Below are 25,802 nucleotides of genomic sequence, written 5' to 3' on the forward strand. Positions count from 1 at the left end.
CCGTACCAGTGCCTGTGACAGGCGTGCGGTGCGGCGGCTTTCGCCGCGGACCGGTGGCGTCTCTACGAATCGATGACATTCGCTTTGGTGATATGGCCGGGTCTCCCATGTGCGGGGTGATACCATGCCTGTGTCGCTGGTTTCTCTCTGTATGTGAATACATAAGAACGCCGAGGCACACCCATGTTCGACGCAAAGCAAGCGGCTGCGATCGCCCCCAGCAACGCCAGCGCTTACCAGGAAGCGATTCTTCCGAAAGTGTCACGCACGTTCGCCCTGACGATTCCGCAGCTGCCACCGGCGCTGCGCGACGTCGTCGCCAATGCCTATCTGCTCTGCCGCATCGCGGACACCATCGAGGACGAACCCGCCTTCAGCGCGGATGAAAAAGGCCGTTACGAGAACGCCTTCGTCGACGCCGTGACCGGACGCATCGATGCGCGCGAGTTCGCCGCCCAGGTCGCGCCGCGCCTCTCGGAGGCCACCTCGGAAAGCGAACGCGAGCTGCTGTCGCGCTTGCCGTTGGTGCTGGAGATCACCGGCACCTTCAACCCCACCCAGCACGAAGCCATCGTCCAATGCCTGCGCGTGATGTCCGAAGGCATGCACGATTTCCAGCGCGTGGTCGGCCTGCAAGGCCTGGACACGCTGCGCGACCTGGATCGCTACTGCTATCACGTCGCCGGCGTGGTCGGCGAAATGCTCACCAAGCTGCTGGTCGATTTCGAACCCGAACTCACGCCGCAGACGCGCACGCTGATGCGCCTGGCCATTTCGTTTGGCCAGGGCCTGCAGATGACCAACATCCTCAAGGACCAGTGGGAGGATCGCAGCCACGGCGTGTGCTGGTTGCCGCACGATGTCTTCGCACGCTACGGCGTGGAGCTGCGGGACCTCAGCGCCGGCCAGCAGGATGCGCACTATGCGGACGCGATGATCGAACTGATCGGCATCGCCCATTCGCACCTCTGCCGTGCGGTGGAATACACCTTGATCGTCCCTGCCAGGCACGCGGGTTTCCGTCGCTTCTGCCTGTGGAGCATCGGCCTGGCCGTGCTCACGCTGCGCAATCTGCAGGACCGGCTCGACTTCTCCTCGGGCACCCAGGTGAAGGTGTCGCGTGCGGCCGTGGCACAGACCATCGGCCTGACCCGCCTCACCGACAAGTACGATCCTGCCGTGCGTTTCCTGTTCGGCGCGGCGGCGCGCAAGTTGCCGCTCACGCCGTTGGCGCCGGAATGGGATGTCGCGCAGCCCACCCCTGCGTGGCCATGGCGGAGGGCATCGCCGTTGAAAAACGCGCGATCGCTATGACGGACTCGTCCGCTACCGTCGTCGATTCCGCCCCGCCCTCCACGCGTCAACCGCTCCACGATGCCAGTCGCATCGACCGGGCCATCGAGCGCGCGCGCCAGGCACTGATCGCGCGCCAGCGAACGGATGGCCACTGGTGTTTCGAATTTGAAACAGACTGCACGATCTCGTCCGAATACATACTGATGATGCACTTCATCGACGAGATCGACGAGGTACTGCAGGAAAAGCTGGCCCGCTACATCCGCCTCAAGCAACGCCTGGACACGCATGGCGGCTGGCCGCTGTACCACGACGGTGCGCTCGACCTGTCCTGCACCGTGAAGGCCTACTACGCGCTGAAGGCGGCCGGCGATGCACCCGACGCGCCGCATATGCGCCGTGCCCGCGATGCCATCCTGGCCAAGGGCGGCGCGGCGAAGAGCAATGTGTTCACCCGCATCCTGCTGGCGATGTTCGGCCAGGTGCCGTGGCGCGCCGCGCCGTACGTGCCCGTCGAGATCATGCTGTTTCCGCGCTGGATGCCGTTCCACCTCGACAAGGTGTCGTACTGGGCACGCAGCACGATGGTGCCGCTGTTCATCCTCTGCACGATGAAGGCAAAGGCAAAGAATCCTCGCCAGGTCGGCATCGCCGAATTGTTCGTGACGCCGCCGGAGCAGGAACGGCAGTACTTCGCCACCACCACCTTCGTCAGCAAGCTGTTCCTGCTGCTCGACAAGCTGGGTCGCGCCTGCGATCCGCTGATGCCCTCGTCGCTGCGCCGCAAGGCCATCCGCAAAGCCGAGCAATGGTTTCTGCCGCGGCTAAACGGCGAGGACGGTCTGGGCGCGATCTTTCCGCCGATGGTGAACGCGCTGGAGGCGATGGACCTGCTCGGCTACGCCAAGGATCACCCGGTCCGCGCCACCTGCCTGCGCTCGCTGCAGAAGCTGATCGTGCACCGCGACGACGGCACGGCTTATTGCCAGCCCTGCGTGTCGCCGGTGTGGGACACCGGCTGGGCCGCCATGGCGCTGTTGCGCACCTCGGCCGATGAGGACACGCAAGCCGTGGTGACGCGGGCGCTGGAATGGCTCGCGCCGCTGCAGGAACTGCAATGCAAGGGCGACTGGTCGGTGCAGGCGCCGGGGCTGCCGCCCGGCGGCTGGGCGTTCCAGTACGCCAATGCGTATTACCCGGATCTGGACGACACCGCCGTCGTGGCCGCACTGCTGCACGTGGCCGTGCGTGGCACGCCGCGTGAGGGCGTCCATCGCGAGCGCATCGAACGCGCTGCGGACTGGCTGGTCGGCATGCAGTCGGACAACGGCGGATTCGCCTCGTTCGATCGCAACAACACGCACTATCACATCAACGAGATTCCGTTCGCCGATCATGGCGCGATGCTCGATCCGCCGACGGAAGACGTGTCGGGCCGCGTGCTGGCGTTTCTCGGCCTGCTCGGGCGTCCGCAGGACCAGCCCGCGATCGAACGCTGCATCGCCTATCTGCGCAGCGCGCGATTGCCGGATGGTTCGTACTGGGGTCGCTGGGGTACCAACTACATCTACGGCACCTGGTCGGTGCTCGGAGGACTCGCACTGGCCGGCCAGGACATGCGCCAGCCGTGGATACGCGCCTCCGTCGACTGGCTGTTCTCCCGACAGCATGCCGACGGTGGCTGGGGCGAAACCAACGACACCTATTTCGACCCTGCCTTGCGCGGCACCAACGACGGCGTGAGCACCCCGCACAGCACGGCATGGGCCGTGCTCGGCCTGTGTGCCGCGGGCGAGCACTCGTCCGAAGCGGCGCATCGCGGCGTGCGCTGGCTGCTCGATCATCAGCAGGCCGCGGGCGAAACCGAGGCGGATCTCTGGTATCACCCCAGCTTCAACGCACCGGGATTCCCGCGTGTGTTCTTCCTGAAATATCACGGCTACACGGCATATTTTCCGCTATGGGCACTCAGCCGCTATCGCCAGCTGCTTGCGAACTCGTCGCCGACGAGGTGACGCCGGGCAGCGTGGGCTTCGTCACCGCGCTTGCCTCGGAAGCGCGGGCGCTGACGCGCCGGTCGCTGCGCGTGCGCACGGCGTTGCCGCTCGAACAGGGTAGCGTGCTCTGGCTGTCCGGCATGGGCCAGCAAGCAGCGCGAGACGGCGCACTTGCACTGATCGACGCAGGCGTCACGGCATTGGTGTCCTTTGGCGTGGCGGGCGGCCTGGCGCCCGGCCTGCGCAGCGGCACCTTGTTCTGCCCTTCCTGCATACTCGACGAGCGCAGCCACGATTACCAGCCCGATGCTTCGTGGCGCGCCGCGCTTATCCGCAGCCTGGCCACGACGGGTCTTCCGTTCGTCAATGAAGGCACCTTGTTGAGCCTGCCCGCACCGTTGCTCAGCGTGGCTGAAAAAGGCGCGATGCGCGAACGCCACCAGGCCCTGGCAGTCGATATGGAGAGCGCAGCGATTGCCGCGGTGGCGGGCGAATACCGCATACCGTTCATCGTGCTGCGCGCCATCGTCGACGAGCGCACGGACAACGTACCGGCCGAACTGCAAACCAGCATCGATGCCTGGGGCCGGCCGCGCGCGGGTCGCCTGATCCTCAGCGTGTTGCGGCATCCCGGCCTGCTTGCACACCTGCCCGGCCTGGCTGCGCGCATGAACAAGGCCACGGGTGCCCTGCGTACGGCGGCCAAAGTGGCCGGCACCGATTTGGCGCGCGCGGCACGACAGCCCTGCTAATCTCACCTTGTACTCGGATGTCAGGCCTGGCCTCGACGGAGCGCCGGCGGCATCGAAGCCTGGAGGTCCGACGGCGTGTTCAGAGCGATCCACAAAGGCCTGGTCTGGCTGGTCGACCGCAGCGGTCGTCACTACCTCATGGTGCTGTCGCTGGCGCTGCTGCTGGTGGTACTGAGCCTGTGGGGAGCATCCAGCAAGCTGAGCATCGACACCGATGCGGACCATCTGTTCTCAGAGAAACTCGCCTGGCGGCAACAGAGCCAGGCTTTCGCGCGACAGTTCCCGCAGTTCAGCGACACCCTCACCGCCGTGGTGCGCGCGCCCACGCCGGAGGAAGCGCGCATCGCGGCGGAGGCATTGAACGCCAAGCTGCAGGCGGACACGCTGCACTTCCACTCATCGACCACGCCGGGCATCAGTCCGTTCTTCAACCGCGAGGGATTGCTGCTGCTGCCGCAGGACGAGCTGCAAAGCACGCTCGACAGCATGCTGCAGGCGCAGCCGCTGCTCGGCCCGCTGGCCAAGGATCCGTCCGCGCGGGGCTTGTTCAACGGCATCGACCTGATGGTGGAAGGCGTGCGCCGCGGCATGGCCAACGACCTGTCGTCGTACGACGCGGCGCTCGGCAATGTGGCGCAAACGATGGAGGATTCACTGGCCGGCAAGAACGCGCCGCTGTCCTGGCAGGCGCTGCTGACGCCCAACCTGGTGAACAGCAACGGTGGCCAGGAATTCATCCTGATTCATCCCGTGCTCGATCACACCGCGCTCGAACCGGGAGCCGCGGCCACCGAGGCCATGCTGAAGCTGGCCGACACCTTGCCCGAGGTGAAGTCCGGCCGCGTACACGTCAATTACACCGGCTCGGTACCGCTGGCGGATGAGGAGTTCGCCTCGCTGACCGATCGCGCGGGCCCGATCGCCATCGGCAGCAGCCTGCTGCTGGTGTTCTGGCTGGTGCTGGCCCTGGGCACCTGGCGGCTGATCGTGCCGGTCATCATCACGCTGATCGTGGGTCTGATTTACACGGTGGGCTTTGCCGCGTTCGCAGTGGGACGCCTCAACCTGGTCTCGGTCGCCTTTGCCGTGCTGTTCGTGGGCCTGGCGGTGGATTTCGGCATCCAGTTGGGTGTGCGCCTGCACGCGCGCCAGTACAGCGACCGCACCTTCGACGACTCGTTGCACGAGACCGCCAACCGCGTCGTCAGCCAGGTAGGTCTTGCCGCCCTGGCCACTGCCTGCGGCTTCCTCGCGTTCGCGCCCACGGATTTCACCGGCGTGGCGGAGCTCGGCATCATTGCGGGCGTCGGCATGTTGCTGGCGCTGCTGTGCACGCTCACCGTGCTGCCGGCGCTGTTGCATCTTCTGTCGAAGGGATCGCCGCACGCGGAAGTGGCGTTGCCCGGCGGCGCCGCGGCGGATGCGTGGCTGGCGCGTCACAGCAAGGCGGTGCAGATCGTTTTCGCCGTGCTGGGCGCGGTCGGCATCTGGTGTGCCATCACCATTCCGTTCGACGCCAATCCGCTGCATACCAAGAATGAAAACAGCGAAGCGATGCGCACGCTCAAGTCGCTGATGGAAGATCCCAACACCAACCCGTTCACCATGGACATTCTGGTCAAGGACCTGCCCACCGCCAAGGCATTGAGCGAACGCCTGGGCAAGCTGCCGGAAGTGGCACAGGTGGTTTCGGGCGTCGACTTCGTCCCCACCGGACAAGCCGACAAGCTCGACCAGCTGCAGCAGGCGTCCGACCTGATGTTCGCCGTGCTCAATCCGGGCGAGAAGATCGCGCCACCCAGCTATGCCCAGATACGCGACGCCGCCAAGGACACCAGCGAAGGAATTGCCAGCGTGGCCGACAAGTTGCCGGCCAACTCGCCGCTGCGCCGGATCGGCCGCGCGCTGGCCGGCCTGTCGCATGGCACGGATCAACAGGCGGCGACCGCCAATCAGGCGCTGACCCAGTTCCTGCCCTATACGCTGCACCAGCTCGCCGACTCGCTTTCGGCTACCGCCATCACCCTGCAGAATCTGCCGCCCGAGGTGAGACGCGATTGGTTCGCCGCCGATGGGCGCGTGCGCGTGCAGGTGACGCCGACGGTCCAGGCACAGAGCACGGCGGGCTTGCGCCACTTCGTGCAGGTCGTGCAGCAGGCCGCACCAGACGCCGCCGGTTCCGCCGTCGACACGATCCGGGCCGCCGACACCATCCTCATCGCGTTCCGCGAAGCGGCCGTCTATGCCATCACCACCATCGCCATCGTGCTGATGCTGGTGTTGCGCCGCGTGCGCGATGCAGGGCTGGTGCTGGCCACGTTGCTGATGTCGGCCCTGCTTACCGCGTTGTTCGCGCGGCTGTGCGGCATCTCCATCAACTTCGCCAACATCATTGCGCTGCCGCTGCTGCTGGGTGTGGGCGTGTCGTTCAACATCTATTTCGTGATGAACTGGCGACACGGCATGCACCAGTTCCTCGGCTCGCCCACCGCGCGCGCCATCCTGTTTTCCGCGCTCACCACCGGCACGGCGTTCGGCAGCCTGGCCATCGCGCGCCATCCGGGCACGGCCAGCATGGGCACGGTGCTGCTGCTGAGCCTGCTTGCCGTGCTGCTCTCCACCTTCGCGTTTTTGCCGGCAATGCTTTATTCGATCGGGACGTGCAAAGAGCCGCTTGCTAATACGTGAACCAACCCATGCCGGGGCGTTCCTCTCTCGCTCGTCATTCCGGCGCAGGCCAGAATCCAGTAGCCGCTGTACAGGGTTTTCGCGAAGACCCTGCACCCTCGCTGCTGGATTCCGGCCTACGCCGGAATGACGCTGAGGGAAATGGTCGTTCGGCCGAGATTTTGAGCGGGTGCCTTAGCGGATGCGGTGCACGACCATGTCGGCCAGCTCATGCAGGTGCATGGCACGTTCGCCCAGGGGCGCGAGTGCCGCATGGGCGCGCTCGCCGAGGTCGCCTGCGAGTGCGCGGGACGCATCCAGGCCTAGCAGCGACACATAGGTGGGTTTGTTGTCCTGCGCATCCTTGCCCGGCGTCTTGCCCAGCGTGGCGGCGTCGGTGGTGACGTCGAGGATGTCGTCCACCACCTGGAAGGCCAGGCCCACGGCACGCTGGTAGACGTCCAGCGCCGCATGCAATTCCCCGGACAACGGCAAGGGGCCGCAGTGCGCGCCCATGAAGATGGAAGCCCGCAGCAACGCACCCGTCTTGAGCCGATGCATCTGTTCGAGCTGCTCGCGCGCCAACACGCGGCCCACGCTGGCCAGGTCGATCGCCTGCCCGCCCACCATGCCCAGCGAACTGCTGGCGCTCGCCAGTTCCTTCAACAACGCGACCCGCTGGACCGGCGTGGCGGGAAGATCGCCAAGCACGGCAAACGCCTGCGCCTGCAGCCCGTCGCCCACCAGGATGGCCATGGCCTCGCCGTAGCGCACATGCACCGTGGGCTGGCCACGACGCAGCAGATCGTTGTCCATCGCTGGCAGGTCGTCGTGCACCAGCGAATAGGCATGGATCATTTCGATGGCGCTGGCGGCACCATCGAGGATGGCCGGATCCGCATCCACCAGCTCGCCCGCCGCATGGCACAGCAATGCGCGCAAGCGCTTGCCGCCGCCCAGCGTGGCGTAGCGCATGCCGTCGTGCAGCGTCGTCGGCGGCATGGCGCTGCACGGCAGGTAGTGCTCCAGCGCCTGCTCGGTGCGCTGCACGATCCGCGGCATCCAGGTGCTGAGCGGCTCCGCGCTCGCGGCGATGCCGTTCGAGGCTGGCCACAGTTGAAAGGCTTCACTCACGTCAACCACTCCACATCACATCAATGAACGGCGCCGGCGGCCTGGCGGATCGTCGGCAATTGCGCGATGAACTGGCGCGCCGTGGCGCGTGCGAGTTCGTCCGCGGCAAGAATGTCTTCCAGCGTCGCGGACCCGGCCAGAGGCGGCAGGCGATCCAGCGTCCGCTCGACCAGGCGCGCGATATCGGTAAAGCGGAGCTTCTCGTGCAGGAACGCGTCCACGGCGATCTCGTTGGCTGCGTTGAGGGTGACGCTGGCCGTGCAACCGTCGCGCAGCACCTGCAATCCCAGCCGCAGGCAGGGGAAGCGCGCGAGATCGGGCGTATGGAAACTCAGGTTGGCCATGCGCGTGAGATCCAGCGGCGCCACACCGGAGTCGACACGCTGGGGATAGGCCATGGCATGCGCAATCGGCGTGCGCATGTCCGGATTGCCCAGCTGCGCGAGCACCGACTGGTCGGCATACGCCACCATCGAATGGATCACGCTCTGCGGATGGATCAACACCTCGATGCGTTCGGGCGGCATGTCGAACAACCAGCGCGCCTCGATGGTTTCCAGCCCCTTGTTCATCATGGTGGCGGAATCGACGGATATCTTGCGTCCCATCACCCAGTTCGGATGCTTGCATGCCTGCTCGGGCGTCACCCCGTCGAGCGTGTCCAGTTCCCGCTGCAGGAACGGGCCGCCGGAGGCGGTGAGGATCAGTCGCTCCACCCCGGTGCCCCTGCACGAGCCGGTGCTCAGGCACTGGAAGATGGCGTTGTGCTCGCTGTCCAGCGGCAACAAGGTGGCGCCGTGTTGCGCCACCGTGCGCATGAACAGCGCGCCGGACATCACCAGCGCCTCCTTGTTCGCCAACAGGATCTTCTTGCCGGCGCGCGCCGCGGCCAGCGATGAAGCAAGCCCTGCACCGCCCACGATCGCCGCCACCACCGCGTCGCATCCGGACGAGCTCGCCACCGCGCTCAATGCCTGCGGGCCGTAGGCCACTTCGGTGTTCAAGCGCGCCGCACGCAACTTCTGTTCGAGTTCGGCCGCGCCGTGGGCATCGCCGACCACGGCGATTTCCGGAAGAAACGCCAGGCACTGCTCGAACAGGCGGTCGATACGCTGATGGGCGGTCAGCGCAAACACGCGGAACCGATCCGGGTGACGCGCCGCCACGTCCAGCGTACTGGTGCCGATGGAGCCGGTGGAACCGAGAATGGCCAGCCGCTGCATGCTCATCTCATTGCCTCCTACCACGTGCGTTCACCGTTCGACGAACGCACGCTCGATCACATAGTCGCCCGGCTCGCGCGTCCGCGGCGAGGCGCGGAAACCGCGGCCATCCAGCAAGGTACTGGTGTCGTCCAGCATGGCCTGGCTGCCGCACAGCATCACCCGGTCGGTCTCGGGGTTGAGCGGCGGCAGGCCCGCAAAATCGCTCATGCGCGCATCCACGATCGCATCCGTCAGACGCCCGCGGTGGCGAAACGGTTCGCGCGTGACGCTGGGGTAATACACCAATTTGTCGCGCACCAGTTCGCCCAGGTAATCGTGCGCGGGCAGCTGTTGCTCCAGGTATTGGGCAAACACCAGGTCGCTGATGCGGCGCACGCCATGGGCCAGCACGATCTTGTCGAAGCGCTGGTAGGCCTCCGGATCGCGCACGATGCTCAGGAAGGGCGCCAGGCCGGTGCCCGTGCCCAGCAGGTACAGATGCTTGCCCGGCTTGAGGTCGTTCAGCACCAGCGTGCCGGTGGGTTTGCGGCTGACCATGATGGGATCGCCGGGCTTCAGGTGCTGCAGGCGCGACGTGAGCGGCCCGTCCTGCACCTTGATGCTGACGAATTCCAGATGTTCCTCGTAGTTGGCGCTGGCAATCGAATACGCGCGCATCAGCGGCTTGCCTTCCACCTCCAGCCCCAGCATCACGAAGTGTCCGCTGTCGAAGCGAAAACCGGGGTCCCGCGTGGTACGGAAACTGAAGAGGCTATCGTTCCAGTGATGCACTTCGAGCACGTACTCCGTCGCCAATGCCACCATCGCTGCCACCTTTGCCGAGTGAAGAGATCGACTTTGATGAGGCGAACGTTGCAACGCTTCGTGCCAAATGGACGTGAGGATCGCGCCCGAAACAGGCCGAGGCGGCGCCTTGCATCGGCCGCCGACGCCACCACTTCCGGACCCGTCGGATGGGGCAAAATGAGGCTCCAGGCCGACCACCCATAGCCAGGCTCAATGAGCCTGATGCCAACAATCAATTAGACCTATGGATTCAAACCCCGTAGTCTTACTGCTCAACCCACCACAACCAACGGAAACCAACCGATGTCGTTGATCAACACCGAAATCAAACCGTTCAAGGCCCAGGCTTACAAGGATGGCCAGTTTATCGAAGTGACCGATGCCTCCTTGAAGGGCAAGTGGTCCGTGGTGGTGTTCTACCCCGCCGACTTCACCTTCGTCTGCCCGACGGAGCTGGAAGATCTGGCCGATCACAACGCCGAGTTCCAGAAGCTGGGCGTGGACATCTACGCCGTGTCGACCGACACCCACTTCGCGCACAAGGCGTGGCACGACACGTCCGACGCGATCAAGAAGGTGAACTACGCCATGATCGGCGATCCGACCGGCGCGATCACCCGCAACTTCGACGTGATGATCGAAGAGGAAGGCCTGGCCCTGCGCGGCACCTTCCTGATCAACCCGGAAGGCCAGATCAAGCTGTGCGAAATCCACGACAACGGCATCGGCCGTGACGCGTCGGAGCTGCTGCGCAAGGTCAAGGCCGCGCAGTACGTCGCCTCCCACCCGGGTGAAGTGTGCCCGGCCAAGTGGAAGGAAGGCGAGAAGACCCTGAAGCCGTCGCTCAGCCTGGTTGGCAAGATCTAAGTTCATCGCTGTCCTGTCTTGCGGCCCGCTGCATCGGGCCGCCCTGGACCCGGCGATCCGCCGGGTCCGCTCTCCCCGATTCACGATGCGCACGACGCCGGGCCAAGGCCGCGGTGGCGGTAGCGCTCACCCCGAATAAAGGATGAATTCACCATGTTGGATGCCGATCTGAAGTCCCAGTTGCAGGCCTATCTCGAAAAGGTTGTCCACCCGATCGAGCTGGTCGCTTCGCTCGACCAGGGCGAAAGCTCGCAGGAGCTGAAGGAACTGCTGGAAGACATCGCGCCGCTGTCCGACAAGGTGTCGCTGCGCCTGGACGGCAACGACAAGCGCAAGCCTTCCTTCGCGATCAATCGCACCGGCACCGACGTGACCGTGCGCTTCGCCGGCATCCCGATGGGCCACGAGTTCACCTCGCTGGTGCTGGCGCTGCTGCAGGTGGGCGGTCATCCGTCCAAGGCCTCGCAGGAAGTGATCGAGCAGGTGCGCAATCTCGACGGCGAATATCGCTTCGAGACGTTCATGTCGCTCTCCTGCCACAGCTGCCCGGACACGGTGCAGGCACTGAACCTGATGAGCGTGCTCAATCCGAACATCTCGCATGTGGCGATCGACGGCGCGCTGTTCCAGGACGAAGTGAACGAGCGCCAGGTGATGGCCGTACCCACCGTCTATCTCAACGGCGAATTCTTCGACACCGGCCGCATGGAGATTGAACAGATCGCCGCGCGCCTGGACACCAATGCGCATGCACGCGCTGCCGAACGTCTAAACACCAAGGCACCATTCGACGTGCTGGTGGTCGGCGGCGGCCCGGCCGGCGCTGCGGCGGCCATCTACGCCGCGCGCAAAGGCATCCGTACCGGCGTGGCTGCCGAGCGTTTCGGCGGCCAGGTGCTGGACACCATGGCAATCGAGAACTTCATCTCGGTGCCGTACACCGAAGGCCCCAAGCTGGCGGCCTCGCTGGAACAGCACGTGCACGAATACGACGTGGACGTGATGAACCTGCAGCGTGCCGAGCAGCTCATTCCCGCCACCACCGAAGGCGGCCTGCATGAGGTGCGCCTCGCCAACGGCGCCACGCTGAAGGCGAAGACGGTGATCCTTTCCACCGGCGCGCGCTGGCGCAACATGAACGTGCCGGGCGAGCAGGAATACCGCAACAAGGGCGTCACCTATTGCCCGCATTGCGACGGCCCGCTGTTCAAGGGCAAGCGCGTGGCGGTGATCGGCGGCGGCAATTCGGGCGTTGAGGCGGCGATCGACCTGGCCGGCATCGTCGGTCACGTCACCCTGCTCGAATTCGACAGCAAGCTGCGTGCGGATGAAGTCCTGCAGCGCAAGCTGCGCAGCCTGCCCAACGTCACCATCATCGTCAGCGCGCAGACCACCGAAGTGCTGGGCGACGAGCAGAAGGTGACCGGCCTCAACTACACCGACCGCAGCAGCGGCCAGGCGCATTCGGTGGCGCTCGAAGGCGTGTTCGTGCAGATCGGCCTGCTGCCCAACACCGACTGGCTGAAGGGCACGGTGCAGCTGTCGCCGCGCCACGAGATCGAAGTGGACGCCCGCGGTGAAACCTCGGTACCGGGCGTATTCGCCGCCGGCGACGTCACCACCGTGCCGTACAAGCAGATCGTGATCGCGGTGGGCGAAGGCTCGAAGGCCTCGCTGAGCGCCTTCGATTACCTGATCCGCCTGCCGGTTGAAGAGATCGAGCAGGAAGCCGTCACCGCCTGACGAAAGCCGTTCCACGCCCGGTCGTGCGCAGCCGAATCCCCTCTCGGCGCGCGGGGCCGGGCTTTTTTTGCGCGGCCGCCCAGGCGCACATACCCGGCAGCCCAATCACCACGCGGCTTATAACCCCGCGTGATGCCGACATGAGAAATGCTCATCTGCCGGAGTCTTTCAATCGTTCAGCGTCCGGGCTTCCATAGCGCTACTTCCGCCGTCGACCCGCCGCCATGCTCAACGCCCTCCGTCACACCAAGGCCCCGCTGCTCGCGGCGCTGCTTGCTGCCCTGCCCGCCGCCGGACTGCATGCGGCCGAGGCAAAGACGCCACTGACCATCGACGAGGCGTTGAAGGCTTCCGCCGCACAGCATCGGCCGGTGCTGGTCGATTTCCAGGCGGTGTGGTGTTACTCGTGCTACTACATGGCCAGCCATGTGTTGAACGGCGCCGAATGGAACGCCGTGGAACGCAAGGCCATCGTGGTACAGGCCGATGCCGATTCGCCGGACGGCCAGACCTGGATGAAGAAACTCCACGCCTCCTTCCTGCCGAGCTATGTCGTGCTCGACGAACATGGCAACGAACTGGGGCGTATTTCGGCGGAACAGCCACGCGAAAAGTTCTATCCGAAGATCAACGCCATCCTGGCCAGCGGCGACACCCTCGACGGCCTCAAGCAGAAGGCCGCCAACGGCGCGCCCGACGCCGTGGCCGATGTGCTGGAGGCGTATCAGGCACGCTCCGAGGGCGGCGAAGGCCTGGCTTGGTTCGCCGCGCTGTCTTCGTCGCGACAACAGGACGCGGGCAAGAACGCACGCGTCCAGGTCGCCCTCGATCAGCTCGAGCTGGCCAAGGCCCGGGCAGCGAACGACAACGCAGCGGTGATCGCCAGCGCACAGAAAGTGCTGGCCCAGGAGATCGGTTGCCAGCGGCCCTACGTGCTGGACAACCTGCTCGACGCCAGCGCCAGGTTGCCGGCGGACCAGCGCAAGACGCTGTTGGCCACGCAACGCCAGCCGCTCGAGCACTACGTCAACACGCAGGTGCTGATCGCCACGCCCGCATGCGCGGACCAGCGCAGTGCCGTGCTCGCCAGCGCCGACCTGGATGACGCACTGGGGGATGCAGCGGCAGCCTCGGCCATCCTCGACCGCGCCATCACGCAAACCCGGCAGCGCCTGGGCAACAAACTCGGCAGCGATCGCAATCTCGCCGACAACCTGCGCATCTATCTATTGCGCGCCAAGCGCACGGCCGAGCTGGACGACTACCAGCAACAACTGATCGCGGCGTATCCGGACGATTACGTCTACGCCTACCGCTATGGCCGCAACCTGGTGGAAACCGGCAAACCGGCGCAGGCCCTGCCCTATCTCTCGCAGGCAGCCGACAAGGCCTATGGCGCCAACCGGCTCGCCGTGGCCCTGCAGCGCGTGAGGGCACTCAAGGCGCTGCATCGCGACGATGAGGCCAGCAAGGTGGCCAGCGATGTGCTGGAAAGCAACGGACCGTGGTTTCCCAAGCAGGCCGACGCGTTGAAGGCTGCGCTGAAGGCATAAGCGATCGGCATCATTCGATCCGCGCCGACGCCGTCGTGGTCGCCGCACCGCACTGCGGCGGCCACGCCTCCTGTCCATCGATGTGCCAGACGAAGAACTCGCCCGATTTCGGTTCGCCGGTGTCGCGGGCGAACAGCAGGGTTTTCCCTGATGGCGAGAACAGTGCGCCGATTTCCGAGCCGTTGACGTTGACCTCCGGCCCCAACTTCCTGCGCGGCAGCCAGCCCTGCAGGCCCAGGCGTGACTGGTAGAGTCCGCCGTCGGCCATCAGGATCAGGCGCCCACCGTCCGGGGAAGGCAACGGCTCATATTCGTCGCCGGCCGTATTGATGGCGGGGCCGGCGTTCTCGACCACCCATGCGCCAGACTCGGTTTCACGTGCGCGCCAGATGTCGTTCTTGCCCAGGCCGCCCGGCCGGTTCGAACCGAAGTACAGCCATCCATCCGGCGCCAGGCGCGGAAACCATTCGGCCTCCTCTGAATTGACCGGAGCGGGCAGCCGTACCGGCGTTTTCCAGTGGCCATCGGCTCCGCGGTCGGCCCGCCAGATGTCCAGATCCTTGCTCTTGATGCTGCCGGTCGCGCGCGTGGAGATGTAATACACGCTGCGGCCATCCGGCGTGAACCACGGATCGGCTTCCGCACCCGGCGCGGCGAAAGCCGCAGGCAGCGGATCGCTCCAGCGCGTGCCATCGCAATGCGAATGAAGCATGCGCCAGCCGGAAAACGACTTGGAGCTGCGCACGAAGTACAGCTCGCCGGTGCGCGGATCGAAGGCCGGATGCGACTCGAACAGATCGCTGGACACGCCCGGCGGCGTCCATGGCTGCACGCTCGATGACGCTGCGGCGGCAACTGCGCCCAGCGGCGTAAGGGCAAGCCAGAAAGCGACAACGCGAGGCTTCATGCGCATGGGCACCGCAACGCTCGTGTGAGGTGGGCCGATGGTAGCCCAGCCACGGTCGCGCGATACACGCACGGACGCGCCACCGCCTCGCGCACCGGCCGAGTGCGCGAGGTGACGGCCGTTGTGCGCCGCCTCAGCGAGGCAGCTGCTGCAGCAACTGCTCCAGTTCGGCGCGCAACTGCCTCACCTGAGATAGGGCGCCGTCGCGCTCGCGCATCACCTGCTGATGCACCGCGAGCGACACCACGTGCATCGACAGGGTTTTCTTTCTGGCCCGGTAGCGTCGAGCGCGCTCGGCCGCCGTCAAGGCATTGGGCTTGCGTGGACGTCCGCGCGGACGCTTGAAATTCAAGGGCAACGCAAGCGTGCCCGGATCTCGTGGATCAACCATGACGCCTCCTCCTTGTGTGCCGCCTATTTTACGTGACGTCACTTAAAATACAAGAAAAATCTCACGAAAAAACAGCCGCAAACGCGAGTTTTTTCATCTGAAGTAACTGATAGGCGTCGTCGACCGACCGGCCTCTCGCGCGTTCACCTGACGAGGAGATTCCTGTCGCTACCGTGCGATACGTGGCTATCAGGGGAGGCAGACGCACGGCCCCAGTCCACCAAGTAGAAGAAGAAAGGAACACCGAAGATGGATTCGCTCTATGAGCTGTCATCACGGGCCATCCGCCGTCTCTACGACGCTCGCATCCGCACTCCGCCCGTGCTGGATATCGACACCCAGTTCCCCGATGGACGCCGTTTCCACGACGCGTGGGAAGTGATTCGCGGCGAGGCCATGGCCATCCTCGAAAGCAGCCAGCCGATCCCGCGCTTCCACGAGATCATGCCGGCGCAAGCGGATATCTCGGCCACCGACGGGCGCGACTGGCGCATGTTCCTGCTCAAGGTGTACGGGCGGGACCTCCCTTCGAACCAGGCCCGCTGTCCGTTTTTATCGGAGCTGCTGGCCACCTGCCCCGACGTGCTGTCGGCCACGCTGTCCTTCCTGGCGCCGCACAAACACATCCCCCGTCACAGCGGACCGTTCCGCGGCATCCTGCGTTACCAGCTGAACCTGGAAGTGCCGCTGGCCGACGATGGCCGGCCGGGCGCCGTGCTATGGCTGGCCGGCGACGAACACCGGCTGGGCAGCGGCGAGCAGTTGCTGTGGGACGACACCTATCCGCATGAAGTGTGGAACCGCAGCGAGCAGACACGCGTGGCGTTGCTGCTGGATGTGCGTCGACCGGACATGCCGCTGGACCTGCGCCTGCTGTCGAACGCCGTGACCAAGGGCGTCGGCCTGGTGGCGCGCTGGCGAGGCTTTTCCTGAGTCGGCAGCGCTATCCTTGCCCTTTCCGTGCGTAGAACACGAACTCAGGCAGGAAAGGGAAGCATGCTCGGCAAAGTGGAGGAAACCCGCGCACTCGACTTCAGCGGAATGAGCACGCTGGTGCTCGCCGGCGGCGGCAATCGATGCTGGTGGCAGGCGGGCGCACTACGTCATTTGATGGAGCGCGGCATGCGCCTGCCCGCGCAACTGGTCGGCACCAGTGCGGGCGCCGCCGTCGCTGCCTCCATTCTCGCGGAAGGCGCCGATACGGCACTGCAGGCATGCCTGAAGCTCTATGCGAGCAATCCAAGGATCTTCGACTGGTCCAGCCTGTCGAAACTCAAGCTGAAATTTGCCCACCAGCACGTGTACCCCGCGTGGGTCGAAGCGTTCTTGAATGAAGCCACCTTCGACACGCTGCGCCACTCGTCGTCACGCCTTGTCGTTGCGCTCACGCGGCCGGCGCGGTTCCTGGGCATGAGAGGATCCGTTGCCGCGGGAACAGTGGCCTACCTCGTCGACAAATACCTGTGGAACAGCATCCACCCCCGCCTCCCTCGCCTGTTCGGGCTTCGCCAGGACTTCATGGTCTTGAACGACTGTTCCGACATCGAGATGGCGCAGTCGCTTCTTATCGCGGCGGCGTCGGCACCACCCATCATGTCCGCCCGGCCGGTGGGCGGCGGACCTGCGATCGATGGCGGCTATACGGACAACGCGCCGATTCCACCCCAATCGGAACAGGAGCGGTCGACCACGCTGGTGATGCTCACCCGCCACTATCCGAAACTCCCGCCATTGTTCCGCTGGCATGGACGAACCTACTGGCAGCCCAGTCAACGCATTCCTGTTTCAACCTGGGACTGCACCTCGAAAACCACGGTGCATCAGGCCTACGATCTGGGTGCGCAGGATTCGATCCAAGCACTGGAAACGGGCCTGCTTCGATAGCCATGCGTTTGTTTTACAGCGATCGAAGACCCATGCATGGCAACCTCGCCAGCCATGGGGCGGGCTTGGCGCGGCGGCTTCCGGCGACCCTCAGGCGGCGGTGCCTGTCTGCTGCGTCTCGACCCGCTCCCGATGATCAGGCAGTTCAGTGCGCAGACGCGGCAAGGCCTCCGGGTATCGAGACTGGATGAACGCGATAAGTCCCTCGCGCACCTTGCAGCGCAGGTCGAAATTGCGCCCGGAGTCGGTCGAGCTCACCAAGGCGCGCAACTGCATGGCGCGCTCGTCCGCGCCGGTGACCTGCAGCACACAGACGCGCCCATCCCACTCCGCCGCCGCGCGGCACAGGCGACCCAACTCTTCGCGCAAGGGTTCGGTGGGCACGCCAAAATCCATCCACAGGAAGACCGTGCCCATCAGTTGCGCGCTGTTGCGCGTCCAGTTCTGGAACGGGTTTTCCATGAACCAGCCGAGCGGCACCACCATGCGCCGCTCGTCCCAGATGCGCACCACCACGTAGCTCCCTGTGATCTCCTCGATTCGCCCCCATTCACCCTGGATGATCACCACGTCATCCAGCCGGATCGGTTGGGTCAAGGCGATCTGCAGGCCCGCGATGAGATTGCTCAGCACGGGCTTGGCGGCCATGCCCAGCACGATGCCGGCCACGCCCGCCGAGGCCAGCAGGCTCGTACCGAGCTGGCGCACGCCGGGGATGGTCAGCAGGACGGCCGACGCACCGAGCATCAACACCAGCACGTCGGCGGTGCGACGCAACACGCGCACCTGGGTGAGCATGCGGCGGGCGGCAAGATTGTCGGAGACGTCCAGCGGGTACTTGCGTATCGCCGCCAGTTCGAAGGCGCCCAGGCTGCGCAACACCAGCCAGGTCAGCGCCACCATCAAGGCGATGACCAATGCGTGCTGCACCAGCACGAATGCGGGAAACACATCGGCATCCGGCAACACACGCAAGGCGACCGCCATCATCAGCAGGGGAATCAGCCATTCCATCGGCGCACTGGCGCGCCCCAGCAGATCCGCCAACAGGGGACGTCGCTTCGCAGACCGGCGAAGCGTCGCGTAGGCCAACGCGCGCAACAGCACGGCGCCGACCAGGGCGCCGCCAACAGCCATCGCAAAGCGCGCCCAGGGATCGTGCTGCCACCAGCGCAGCAAACTATCGAACACGAGTAGCCCGTTTCGTTTTCGTCATCGGTGAATCTTCTTGTCATGCCCGTTAGGCACATGCCTTGCGCATGTGATCGGGCCTGGACGTAGATCAAAGCGATGCTCACATCGACGTCACGAGCCGCCGAACTTCCGCCGGCGCATTCGCTCACGGGCCATGCTTTTCATGAAAACAGCACGCGTCTTGCGCGTATCGCCGATCAGCATGCGCCACGTTCAACGCACGCATCGAGGAGGGCGACATGGACCACTGGCTTCCCACCCTGCCCTGGTGGACTTTCGTAGTCCGCGGCGCCATCGCTTATGTGGGCCTGCTGGCCCTGATGCGCATGGCAGGCCGCCATTCGTTCGGCGAAATGTCGGCGTTCGACATCATCGTGCTGGTACTGGTCGGCGGCACGCTGCGCACGGCCATCGTCGGCGAGGACAACTCGCTGTGCGGCGCCTTTATCGGTGTCACCACGGTATTGGTGATCGATCGGCTGTTCGCCTGGGCGGCCACCCGATCACCCGCCTTCAACCGGCTGGTCGAAGGCAAGCCCACCACGCTGGTCCGCGACGGGCAGTTATTGCAAGACGAACTGCGCCGCCATGACGTGTCGATGCCCGCCTTCGAGCGCTCGCTGCGAAAACGCGGCGTGGTCGACGCGCGCGACGTCGCCGAAGCCCGGCTCGAACCGAACGGCAAGATCACCGTGATCCGCCAAAGCGATACCCGTGGCTAGCCCGCGGCCGCCACGGGTATCCATGGATCAGGCGTGACGGCTGGTCTCGAACAAGAACCACACGCGGCGCTCGGCCTCGTCGATCCAGTTCTCCAGCAGGCTGGCCGTGGCCACGTCCTTGTACTCGTCGCACAGCTCATGCGTGGCACGCATATAGCCGGCCAGACGCTGGTTGTCCTCGCGCAGCTCGGCCAGCATGTCGTCCGGCGTCACGAAGTCGGCATCGTTGTCGGACAGGCGCGCGAGCCGCTTGGCATGGCCCAGCGAACGCAGCGTGGTGCCGCCCAGCTTGCGCACGCGCTCGGCGATCGGGTCCACCGTGGCGTAGATCTGGTCCGACTGCTCGTCGAGCAGCAGGTGGTAGTCGCGGAAGTACGGACCGGACATGTGCCAATGGAAGTTCTTGGTCTTCATGTACAGGGCCAGGATATCGGCCAGCAGCGCGTTCAGCTCGCCGGAGATGTCGCGCGTGGCCTTCTCGCCGAGCGCGGAAGGCGTGTTGAGCGCCGCCTTCTGGCGGTTCTTGGCGGCACTGGTGTCGCCCTTGGCCTTGCTGGTCTTGCTCGTCTTGCTCATCAGATTTGCTCCGCTGTTGACCCTGCGAGTATGCACCTGTGGATGTCATTCCGATGTCGCCGCGGGCGCCACGAGGACATGGCGCCCGCCTTTTTACTTCGCTTCCTTCTCCATCAACGCGTCCACCATGTTGGCGGGCACTTCCTCGTAGTGGTCGAACTCCATGGTGAAGGTACCGCGGCCGCGCGTGGCCGAGCGCAGGAAGTTGATGTAGCCGAACATTTCCGCCAGCGGCACGAAGCCCTGCACGAACGCCTGCGCACCCTTCTGCCCCTGGTCGCTCACCGTGCCACGGCGGCGGTTGATGTCGCCAATGACATCGCCAAGGTAATCGGCTTCGGTGACCACTTCCAGTCGCATCACCGGCTCCAGCAGCTTGGGCTTGCTCAGTTTCTGCGCTTCGCGGAAGCACTGGCGGGTGGCGATTTCGAAGGCCAGCGCGGACGAGTCGACGTCGTGGAACTTGCCGTCGATCAGGCGCGCCTTGAAATCCACCACTTCGTAGCCCGCGATCTGGCCCTCGCGCGACTCCACGTTCACCGCGTGCTCCACCGCCGGGATGTACTCGCGCGGCACGCGGCCGCCGACGATTTCGTCGGAGAACACCACGCCGCTACCGGTTTCGCCCGGCTCGAAGACCATGGTCACCTCGGCAAACTGGCCCGAGCCGCCCGACTGCTTCTTGTGCGTATAGGTGTGCTCCACCTTGCGGCCGAACGCTTCGCGGAAGCTCACCTTGGGCTTGCCCATGTTCGCGTCCACGCCCAGCTCGGTGCGCATGCGGTCGATGGTCACCTCCAGGTGCAGCTCGCCCATGCCCTTGAGCACGGTCTGGCCGGTCTCCTTGTCCATTTCCAGGCGCAGCGACGGATCGGCCTTGACCATCTTGTAGAGCGCCGACGACATCTTGTCGATGTCGTTGCGGGTTTTGGGTTCCACCGACACGCTGATCACCGGATCGGGGAAGCGCATGCGTTCGAGCAGCGCCGGATGCGCCGGGTCGGACAGCGAGTCGCCGGTTTCGGTTTCCTTGAGCGAGACGAAGGCGCAGATGTCGCCCGCGCGCACCTCGTCGATTTCCTTGGTCGCGTTGGCCTGCACTTCGACGATGCGGCCGATGCGCTCCTTCTTGCCGCGCGTGACGTTCTGCAGCGTGTCGCCCTTCTTGATCACACCCGAATACACACGGCAGAAGGTGAGCGTGCCGAACTGGTCGTTGATCACCTTGAAGGCCAGCGCGCGCGCCGGCGCATCGTCGATCACGCCCTGTTCGCCGGTCACGTGACCGTCCTCATCGACCAGCGCGATGCCGCCGTTCTCGCCGGGGTACGGCATGTAATCGATCACGCCATCCAGCAGCTGCTGCACGCCCTTGTTGCGATACGACGAACCGCAGAACACCGGCACCAGCTTGCCCGACACGCAGCCCTTGCGGATGCATGCCTTCAAGGTCTCCGGATCGAACTCGCCCGTTTCGATCAGCCGGTCGAACGCGGCGTCGTCCATGGCCAGCGCGTATTCCAGCGTCTCTTGGCGCAGTTTCTCCAGGTTGTCGACCCTCGCCTGGTCAGCCGCCGTGGTGAACTTCACGCGGCTGGCAATTTCATTGAGCGGCACGGTATCCCACGGGCTGTCCTTGTCGTCGCCCTTCCAGAGATAACCCACGCCCGCCACCAGGTCGGCCATGCCGACGAATTCGTCGTGGCTGCCCAGCGGCACCTGGCACAGCAGCACGCTGGCGCCCAGGCGCTCGCGGATGCCCTTCACGCAATGCTCGAAGTTCGCGCCGGTGCGATCCATCTTGTTGACGTAGCACACGCGCGGCACGTTGTACTGGTCGGCCAGGCGCCAGTTCGTCTCGGTCTGCGGCTCCACCCCGGCGACGCCGTCGAACACCACCACGGCACCGTCGAGCACGCGCAGGCTGCGATTCACTTCGATGGTGAAATCGACGTGGCCCGGCGTATCGATCAGGTTGATCTGGTAACCCTTCCACTCGGTGGACACAGCCGCCGACTGGATGGTGATGCCGCGCTTGCGTTCCTGCTCGAGGTAATCGGTGGTGGTGGAACCCTTGCCGTCCTTGGTGTCGTGCACGTCCACGATCTGATGCTTCTTGCCCGTGTAGTACAGGATGCGCTCGGTGGTCGTGGTCTTGCCGGCATCGATGTGCGCGATGATTCCAATGTTGCGATACAGCTCAAGCAATTTCTTGCGTGCCATGACATCCCGCCTTGATGAAGGTGCAATCCAGCCAGGCGCGCAAGCCACAACGACAGCCCGCCCGGCGCTCCGCTCAATATAGGGTCGTTCAGGCAAGCATCAATGCCACGTGAAATCCTTTTAAATCAGCGACTAAGAAAACCCGGATAACAAGGATTGCCTGAAGATTGTGCCGGGCTTGGCGTTTTCTCCCTGTCACTTCTGTCACGTGACGACCCGGCATCGGGAAGGCATGCTCATGCCGTCATGTTATGAGCTGACAACCAAATTTCATTGGACATGTTTGGACGTCTATACCGCTGTTGACTCGCGCTGACCAACGCCGCTAGCCTGCGATTGCTGCACTGCGTCACTGCATTTTTTTAGACTGGGGAACCCACACTAATGAATAAGAATTCCGTCGGCCTCAAGGCCGCGCCAAGCCTCCTTGCCGTTGCTCTTCTTTCGATCCTCTCCCAGGCCTCCGCACAGGACGCCACCCCGCCCCCGCCCTCCGCCGACAACGCCAAGAAACTCGGCACCGTGATCGTCACCGGCACGCGTGCCGACAACCGCACCGAAAGCAGCTCGCTCACGCCGATCGACGTGGTCTCCGCGCAGACGCTCAAGCAAACCGGCACCACCGAACTCACCACCGCACTCGCGCGCATCATTCCGTCGCTCACCTTCCCGCGCCCCTCCGCCGCCGACACCGCCGACTCGCAGCGCCCCGCGCAATTGCGCGGCCTGTCGCCGGACCAGGTGTTGGTGCTGGTGGACGGCAAGCGCTGGCATCCCGGCGCGATCCTGCTCACCAACGGCGTGCTCGGCCGCGGTTCGCAGGCGGTGGATCTCAACACCATTCCGCTCGGCGCGGTGGACCATATCGAAGTGCTGCGCGATGGTGCGTCCGCCCAATACGGTTCCGATGCGATCGCCGGCGTGATCAACGTCGTGCTGAAGAAAGGCGCGCAAGGCGGCGAAGTCGACCTCACCGGGGGCCAGTATTCCGCGGGCGACGGACGCCAGTGGCAGGGTTCGGCCAACTTCGGCATTCCGCTTAGCGACAAGGGCTGGATCCGCTTCACCCTGCAGGACGGCAACCAGGATTACACCAACCGCGCCGAACCCAACCGCACGCTTCCGGCGCAGGGCACCACCCAGCGCTATGGCGATCCGGCGGTGCAGGATCACAACCTGTTCCTGAATTCGCAGTTCGATCTCACGCCGAACGTGCAGCTCTACGCCTTCGGCCATTACAGCGAACGCAACACCACCTCGCCCGCATTCTTCCGCAGCAATGTCAGCAGCAACTCGGTGCCGTCGCTGTATCCGAACGGCTACCTGCCGCTGGAACACGCCGACTCCACCGACCGTTCGCTGGTGCTCGGCATCCGCGGCAAGACCGAAGGCGGCTGGCGCTGGGACGTGAGCGGCAACTACGGCGGCAACCGCGTGTCGTATGCCACCGAGGACAGCGTGAACCGCGCCTTCCTGCACGACTTCGGCTATAGCCCCACCGAGTTCCACGACGGCATCCTCAATGCCGCGCAACAGTCGTTCGACGTGGATATCGCCAAGGAACTTTCGACCAGCTTCCTGCCCAACCCGGTGACCCTGGCCTTCGGCGCGGAATACCTGCGGCAGACCTACCAGATCGACGCCGGCGACCTGACCTCCTGGTACACCGGCACCTCGGGCGTCTCCGGCGGTGCGCAGGGCTTCGGCGGTTACCAGCCCACCGATGCGGGCTCGTACAGCCGCCACGACGTGGCCGAATACGTGAGCCTGGAATCGAACCTGACCGATCGCTTCGGCGCTTCGGCGTCGTTGCGCCATGAGGATTACAGCGACTTCGGCAACACCACTTCGGGCGCGCTGGCCGGCCGCTTCGACTTCACCGACCGCTTCGCCCTGCGCGGCAGCGCCTCCACCGGCTTCCGCGCACCGTCGCTGGCGCAGCAGCACTACTCGTACACCTCGTCGCTGTACTACGGCGCGGGCAATTCGCTGCAGCTGCCGCCGGGCATCTACAACACCGGCCTGGTGCCGGTGAACAGCGCCATCGGCACCCTGCTGGGCGCGCAGCCGCTGGAGCCGGAGAAGTCGCGCAACTACACGCTGGGCGCGGTGTGGAATCCGCTCGATGCGTTGAACCTGAGCCTGGACGTCTACCAGATCACCATCGACAACCGCATCACCCTGTCCAGCAACCTGGCCACCACCTCGCCCGCGGTGCAGGCGTACCTGGCGGCCAATGGCGTGGCCAATCTCAACTACAGCGGCATCGCCTATTTCACCAATGCGGTGGACACGCGCACGCGCGGCGTGGACCTGGTGGCCAGTTATCTCAGCGACTTCGGCTCGGCCGGCTCGCTGCAGAGCACGCTGAGCTACAACTACAACAAGAACAAGGTCACCGACATCAAGGCCAACCCGGCCGTGCTCGACCAGCTCGGGGTGAACCTGAAGCGCATCGACCGCCGCGACCAGTACGGCCTGCTGGCCGATACCACGCCGCGCAGCAAGCTGATCCTCAACGAGGTGTACAACCTCAGCCGCTGGAGCTTCAACGGCACGCTGACGCGCTACGGCAGCTTCGTCTCGTACAACTCCACCACGGCCACGCTGGACCAGACCTTCGGCGCCAAGTGGATCCTGGATCTGGCGGTGAACTACAACCTCGACCGCTGGACCTTCACCGTCGGCGGCGACAACGTGCTCAACACCTATCCCGACAAGGTCATCCACGCCAACGACAACAACGGCACCATGCCCTATTCGGTGTTCTCGCCGTTCGGCTTCAACGGCGCCTATGTCTACGGCAAGGTGGCCTATCGCTGGTAAGCACGCCGCGCCGGTCCGGGCTCACGGACCGACGCGGGTCTTTTTCACCGTCCACCAACGATTCCTGTGCGATAGCTAGGCGCTGATCCATCCAGGGAATCGCCACCATGGCCGCCGAGCAGTCGCACCTCAGTCCCGAGTTCATCGCGCAGCAACGCAAGCGCCTGGAGGACTTGCGCAAGCAGGTGCTCGGGGGCGAGTTGAACGTCAATGCGCGCAAGCGCGCCTTCACCGAAGAACACGGCGACGAAGCGGAGGAATTCGAGGATTCCGCCCAGGACCTGGCCCAGGAGGAAGTGCGCCAGGCGCAGCACGACGTGGACGAACACCGCGTAGCCGACATCGAACGGGCCCTGCAGAAGATCGACGAGGGCAGCTACGGCCTGTCGGACGAAAGCGGCGACCCCATTCCCAAGGCGCGACTGGAAGCCAGTCCCGAGGCCGTGCTGACCGTGCAGGAGGAGGAAGCACGCGAACGCGGACGGCAAACCCCTTGAGCCGTGCGCCCGCGCCCCGATCTTGTGGGGACCCGGGCCTCCGCTCTTGAGATGGTTCGCCGAGGAGAGCAAGCAGTGAGCAATCGTCCCACCTTCGACCTGTCCCCTCCCACGCCTTTGCAGTTCGATACGCTCGCGGCCGGCCTGACCGCCGACGAGCGCCAGGTGCTGCTCGATCACGGTACCGAGTCGCCGTTCTGCGGCGTGCTGCTGTCCGAGAAACGCGCGGGCGTGTATTGCTGCCGCCTGTGCGGGCTGCCGCTGTTCCTCGCCGGCAACAAGTTCGACAGCCGCACCGGCTGGCCCAGCTTCACCACCCCGTTCGACGAGAAGCACCTGGCCTACGTGCGGGACAGCAGCTACGGCATGGTGCGCACCGAGATCCGCTGCGTCCGCTGCGGCAGCCATCAGGGCCACGTGTTCGACGACGGTCCGCCGCCGACGCACCAGCGCTACTGCATCAATTCCGTGTCGCTCCAGTTCGTCGCGTCCACCGACCCGCTGCCGGACAAGCTGGATCGTGGCGCGCCGGAAGGCGCGGTCTGGAACCTGTTCGCCTGA

At 65.1% G+C, this 25,802-nt stretch carries 21 protein-coding genes; 13 read left to right on the forward strand and 8 right to left on the reverse strand.

Features of this window, described 5'->3' with window-relative positions; translation table 11 throughout:
• Positions 1-183 precede the first annotated feature (183 nt).
• From ACN9MB_RS11560 to ACN9MB_RS11575, 4 genes are all read left to right on the forward strand, one after another.
• Positions 184-1,314, forward strand: a complete 1,131-nt coding sequence (locus ACN9MB_RS11560) for a phytoene/squalene synthase family protein (RefSeq protein ID WP_426268935.1) — start codon at positions 184-186, stop codon at positions 1,312-1,314.
• Positions 1,311-3,311 carry a squalene--hopene cyclase gene (gene shc / locus ACN9MB_RS11565; RefSeq protein WP_426268936.1) on the forward strand — a complete coding sequence of 667 codons (2,001 nt, stop codon included), beginning with the start codon at positions 1,311-1,313 and terminating at the stop codon, positions 3,309-3,311. The genes ACN9MB_RS11560 and shc overlap by 4 nt, the downstream gene beginning before the upstream one ends.
• Positions 3,257-4,045, forward strand: a complete 789-nt coding sequence (locus ACN9MB_RS11570; protein ID WP_426268937.1) for a purine and other phosphorylase-like protein, family 1 — start codon at positions 3,257-3,259, stop codon at positions 4,043-4,045. Before shc ends, ACN9MB_RS11570 begins: the two co-directional genes overlap by 55 nt.
• Before the next feature lie 75 nt (positions 4,046-4,120).
• Positions 4,121-6,733 carry an MMPL family transporter gene (locus ACN9MB_RS11575; RefSeq protein ID WP_426268938.1) on the forward strand — a complete coding sequence of 871 codons (2,613 nt, stop codon included), beginning with the start codon at positions 4,121-4,123 and terminating at the stop codon, positions 6,731-6,733.
• A gap of 174 nt (positions 6,734-6,907) precedes the next feature.
• Here the strand turns inward: ACN9MB_RS11575 and ACN9MB_RS11580 are convergent, their stop codons facing one another.
• From ACN9MB_RS11580 to ACN9MB_RS11590, 3 genes are read right to left on the reverse strand one after another with little or no spacing between them, the layout of a single operon-like run.
• Positions 6,908-7,846, reverse strand: a complete 939-nt coding sequence (locus ACN9MB_RS11580) for a polyprenyl synthetase family protein (protein ID WP_426268939.1) — start codon at positions 7,844-7,846, stop codon at positions 6,908-6,910.
• 20 nt (positions 7,847-7,866) lie between these two features.
• Positions 7,867-9,069: a 1-deoxy-D-xylulose-5-phosphate reductoisomerase gene (gene ispC / locus ACN9MB_RS11585; protein ID WP_426271909.1), complete on the reverse strand. Its 1,203-nt coding sequence runs from the start codon at positions 9,067-9,069 to the stop codon at positions 7,867-7,869.
• A 30-nt stretch (positions 9,070-9,099) separates the two neighbouring features.
• Complete coding sequence (locus tag ACN9MB_RS11590; protein WP_426268940.1) at positions 9,100-9,876, reverse strand: ferredoxin--NADP reductase; 777 nt, start codon at positions 9,874-9,876, stop codon at positions 9,100-9,102.
• 285 nt (positions 9,877-10,161) lie between these two features.
• On the opposite strand from ACN9MB_RS11590, the gene ahpC reads away from it, so the two are divergent.
• The 3 genes from ahpC to ACN9MB_RS11605 all read left to right on the forward strand — a co-directional run bounded on the left by ahpC (position 10,162) and on the right by ACN9MB_RS11605 (position 14,021).
• Entirely contained in the window at positions 10,162-10,725 is a 564-nt protein-coding gene (ahpC, locus tag ACN9MB_RS11595; protein WP_204636490.1) for an alkyl hydroperoxide reductase subunit C, read from the forward strand.
• Positions 10,726-10,878: 153 nt separating this feature from the next.
• Entirely contained in the window at positions 10,879-12,468 is a 1,590-nt protein-coding gene (gene ahpF, locus ACN9MB_RS11600) for an alkyl hydroperoxide reductase subunit F (RefSeq protein ID WP_426268941.1), read from the forward strand.
• A 224-nt stretch (positions 12,469-12,692) separates the two neighbouring features.
• Positions 12,693-14,021 carry a thioredoxin family protein gene (locus ACN9MB_RS11605; RefSeq protein ID WP_426268942.1) on the forward strand — a complete coding sequence of 443 codons (1,329 nt, stop codon included), beginning with the start codon at positions 12,693-12,695 and terminating at the stop codon, positions 14,019-14,021.
• 10 nt (positions 14,022-14,031) lie between these two features.
• Here ACN9MB_RS11605 and ACN9MB_RS11610 read toward each other — a convergent pair whose 3' ends face one another.
• Together ACN9MB_RS11610 and ACN9MB_RS11615 are read right to left on the reverse strand one after the other, a co-directional pair.
• Positions 14,032-14,928 (reverse strand): TolB family protein, encoded by an 897-nt coding sequence (locus ACN9MB_RS11610; protein WP_426268943.1) that lies wholly within the window; start codon positions 14,926-14,928, stop codon positions 14,032-14,034.
• Between the two features lie 133 nt (positions 14,929-15,061).
• Complete coding sequence (locus tag ACN9MB_RS11615; protein ID WP_426268945.1) at positions 15,062-15,319, reverse strand: hypothetical protein; 258 nt, start codon at positions 15,317-15,319, stop codon at positions 15,062-15,064.
• Positions 15,320-15,568: 249 nt separating this feature from the next.
• Between ACN9MB_RS11615 and ACN9MB_RS11620 the strand changes: the two genes are divergently transcribed.
• Together ACN9MB_RS11620 and ACN9MB_RS11625 are read left to right on the forward strand one after the other, a co-directional pair.
• Positions 15,569-16,252: an aspartyl/asparaginyl beta-hydroxylase domain-containing protein gene (locus ACN9MB_RS11620; RefSeq protein WP_426268946.1), complete on the forward strand. Its 684-nt coding sequence runs from the start codon at positions 15,569-15,571 to the stop codon at positions 16,250-16,252.
• A 108-nt stretch (positions 16,253-16,360) separates the two neighbouring features.
• Positions 16,361-17,203: a patatin-like phospholipase family protein gene (locus tag ACN9MB_RS11625; RefSeq protein ID WP_426268947.1), complete on the forward strand. Its 843-nt coding sequence runs from the start codon at positions 16,361-16,363 to the stop codon at positions 17,201-17,203.
• A 90-nt stretch (positions 17,204-17,293) separates the two neighbouring features.
• On the opposite strand, the gene ACN9MB_RS11630 is transcribed toward ACN9MB_RS11625, so the two are convergent.
• A complete protein-coding gene (locus ACN9MB_RS11630; RefSeq protein ID WP_426268948.1) occupies positions 17,294-18,394 on the reverse strand; it encodes a mechanosensitive ion channel family protein in 1,101 nt (366 codons plus the stop codon).
• 242 nt (positions 18,395-18,636) lie between these two features.
• Here ACN9MB_RS11630 and ACN9MB_RS11635 point away from each other — a divergent pair, with 242 nt between their 5' ends.
• Positions 18,637-19,119, forward strand: coding sequence for a DUF421 domain-containing protein (locus ACN9MB_RS11635; RefSeq protein ID WP_426268949.1), 483 nt, complete (start codon positions 18,637-18,639; stop codon positions 19,117-19,119).
• Between the two features lie 27 nt (positions 19,120-19,146).
• Here the strand turns inward: ACN9MB_RS11635 and ACN9MB_RS11640 are convergent, their stop codons facing one another.
• A complete protein-coding gene (locus tag ACN9MB_RS11640) occupies positions 19,147-19,695 on the reverse strand; it encodes a Dps family protein (RefSeq protein ID WP_204636482.1) in 549 nt (182 codons plus the stop codon).
• A 93-nt stretch (positions 19,696-19,788) separates the two neighbouring features.
• Positions 19,789-21,918 carry an elongation factor G gene (fusA, locus tag ACN9MB_RS11645; RefSeq protein WP_426268950.1) on the reverse strand — a complete coding sequence of 710 codons (2,130 nt, stop codon included), beginning with the start codon at positions 21,916-21,918 and terminating at the stop codon, positions 19,789-19,791.
• 384 nt (positions 21,919-22,302) lie between these two features.
• Here fusA and ACN9MB_RS11650 point away from each other — a divergent pair, with 384 nt between their 5' ends.
• The 3 genes from ACN9MB_RS11650 (at position 22,303) to msrB (ending at position 25,802) form a co-directional block, all read left to right on the forward strand.
• Positions 22,303-24,744, forward strand: coding sequence for a TonB-dependent receptor plug domain-containing protein (locus tag ACN9MB_RS11650; RefSeq protein WP_426268951.1), 2,442 nt, complete (start codon positions 22,303-22,305; stop codon positions 24,742-24,744).
• Between the two features lie 107 nt (positions 24,745-24,851).
• Positions 24,852-25,241 carry a TraR/DksA family transcriptional regulator gene (locus ACN9MB_RS11655; RefSeq protein ID WP_204636479.1) on the forward strand — a complete coding sequence of 130 codons (390 nt, stop codon included), beginning with the start codon at positions 24,852-24,854 and terminating at the stop codon, positions 25,239-25,241.
• Between the two features lie 75 nt (positions 25,242-25,316).
• Positions 25,317-25,802: a peptide-methionine (R)-S-oxide reductase MsrB gene (msrB, locus tag ACN9MB_RS11660; protein WP_338030997.1), complete on the forward strand. Its 486-nt coding sequence runs from the start codon at positions 25,317-25,319 to the stop codon at positions 25,800-25,802.

Origin of the sequence: Dyella kyungheensis (assembly GCF_049913195.1) — a bacterium.
In the GTDB taxonomy this organism is placed as follows: Bacteria; Pseudomonadota; Gammaproteobacteria; order Xanthomonadales; family Rhodanobacteraceae; genus Dyella; species Dyella kyungheensis.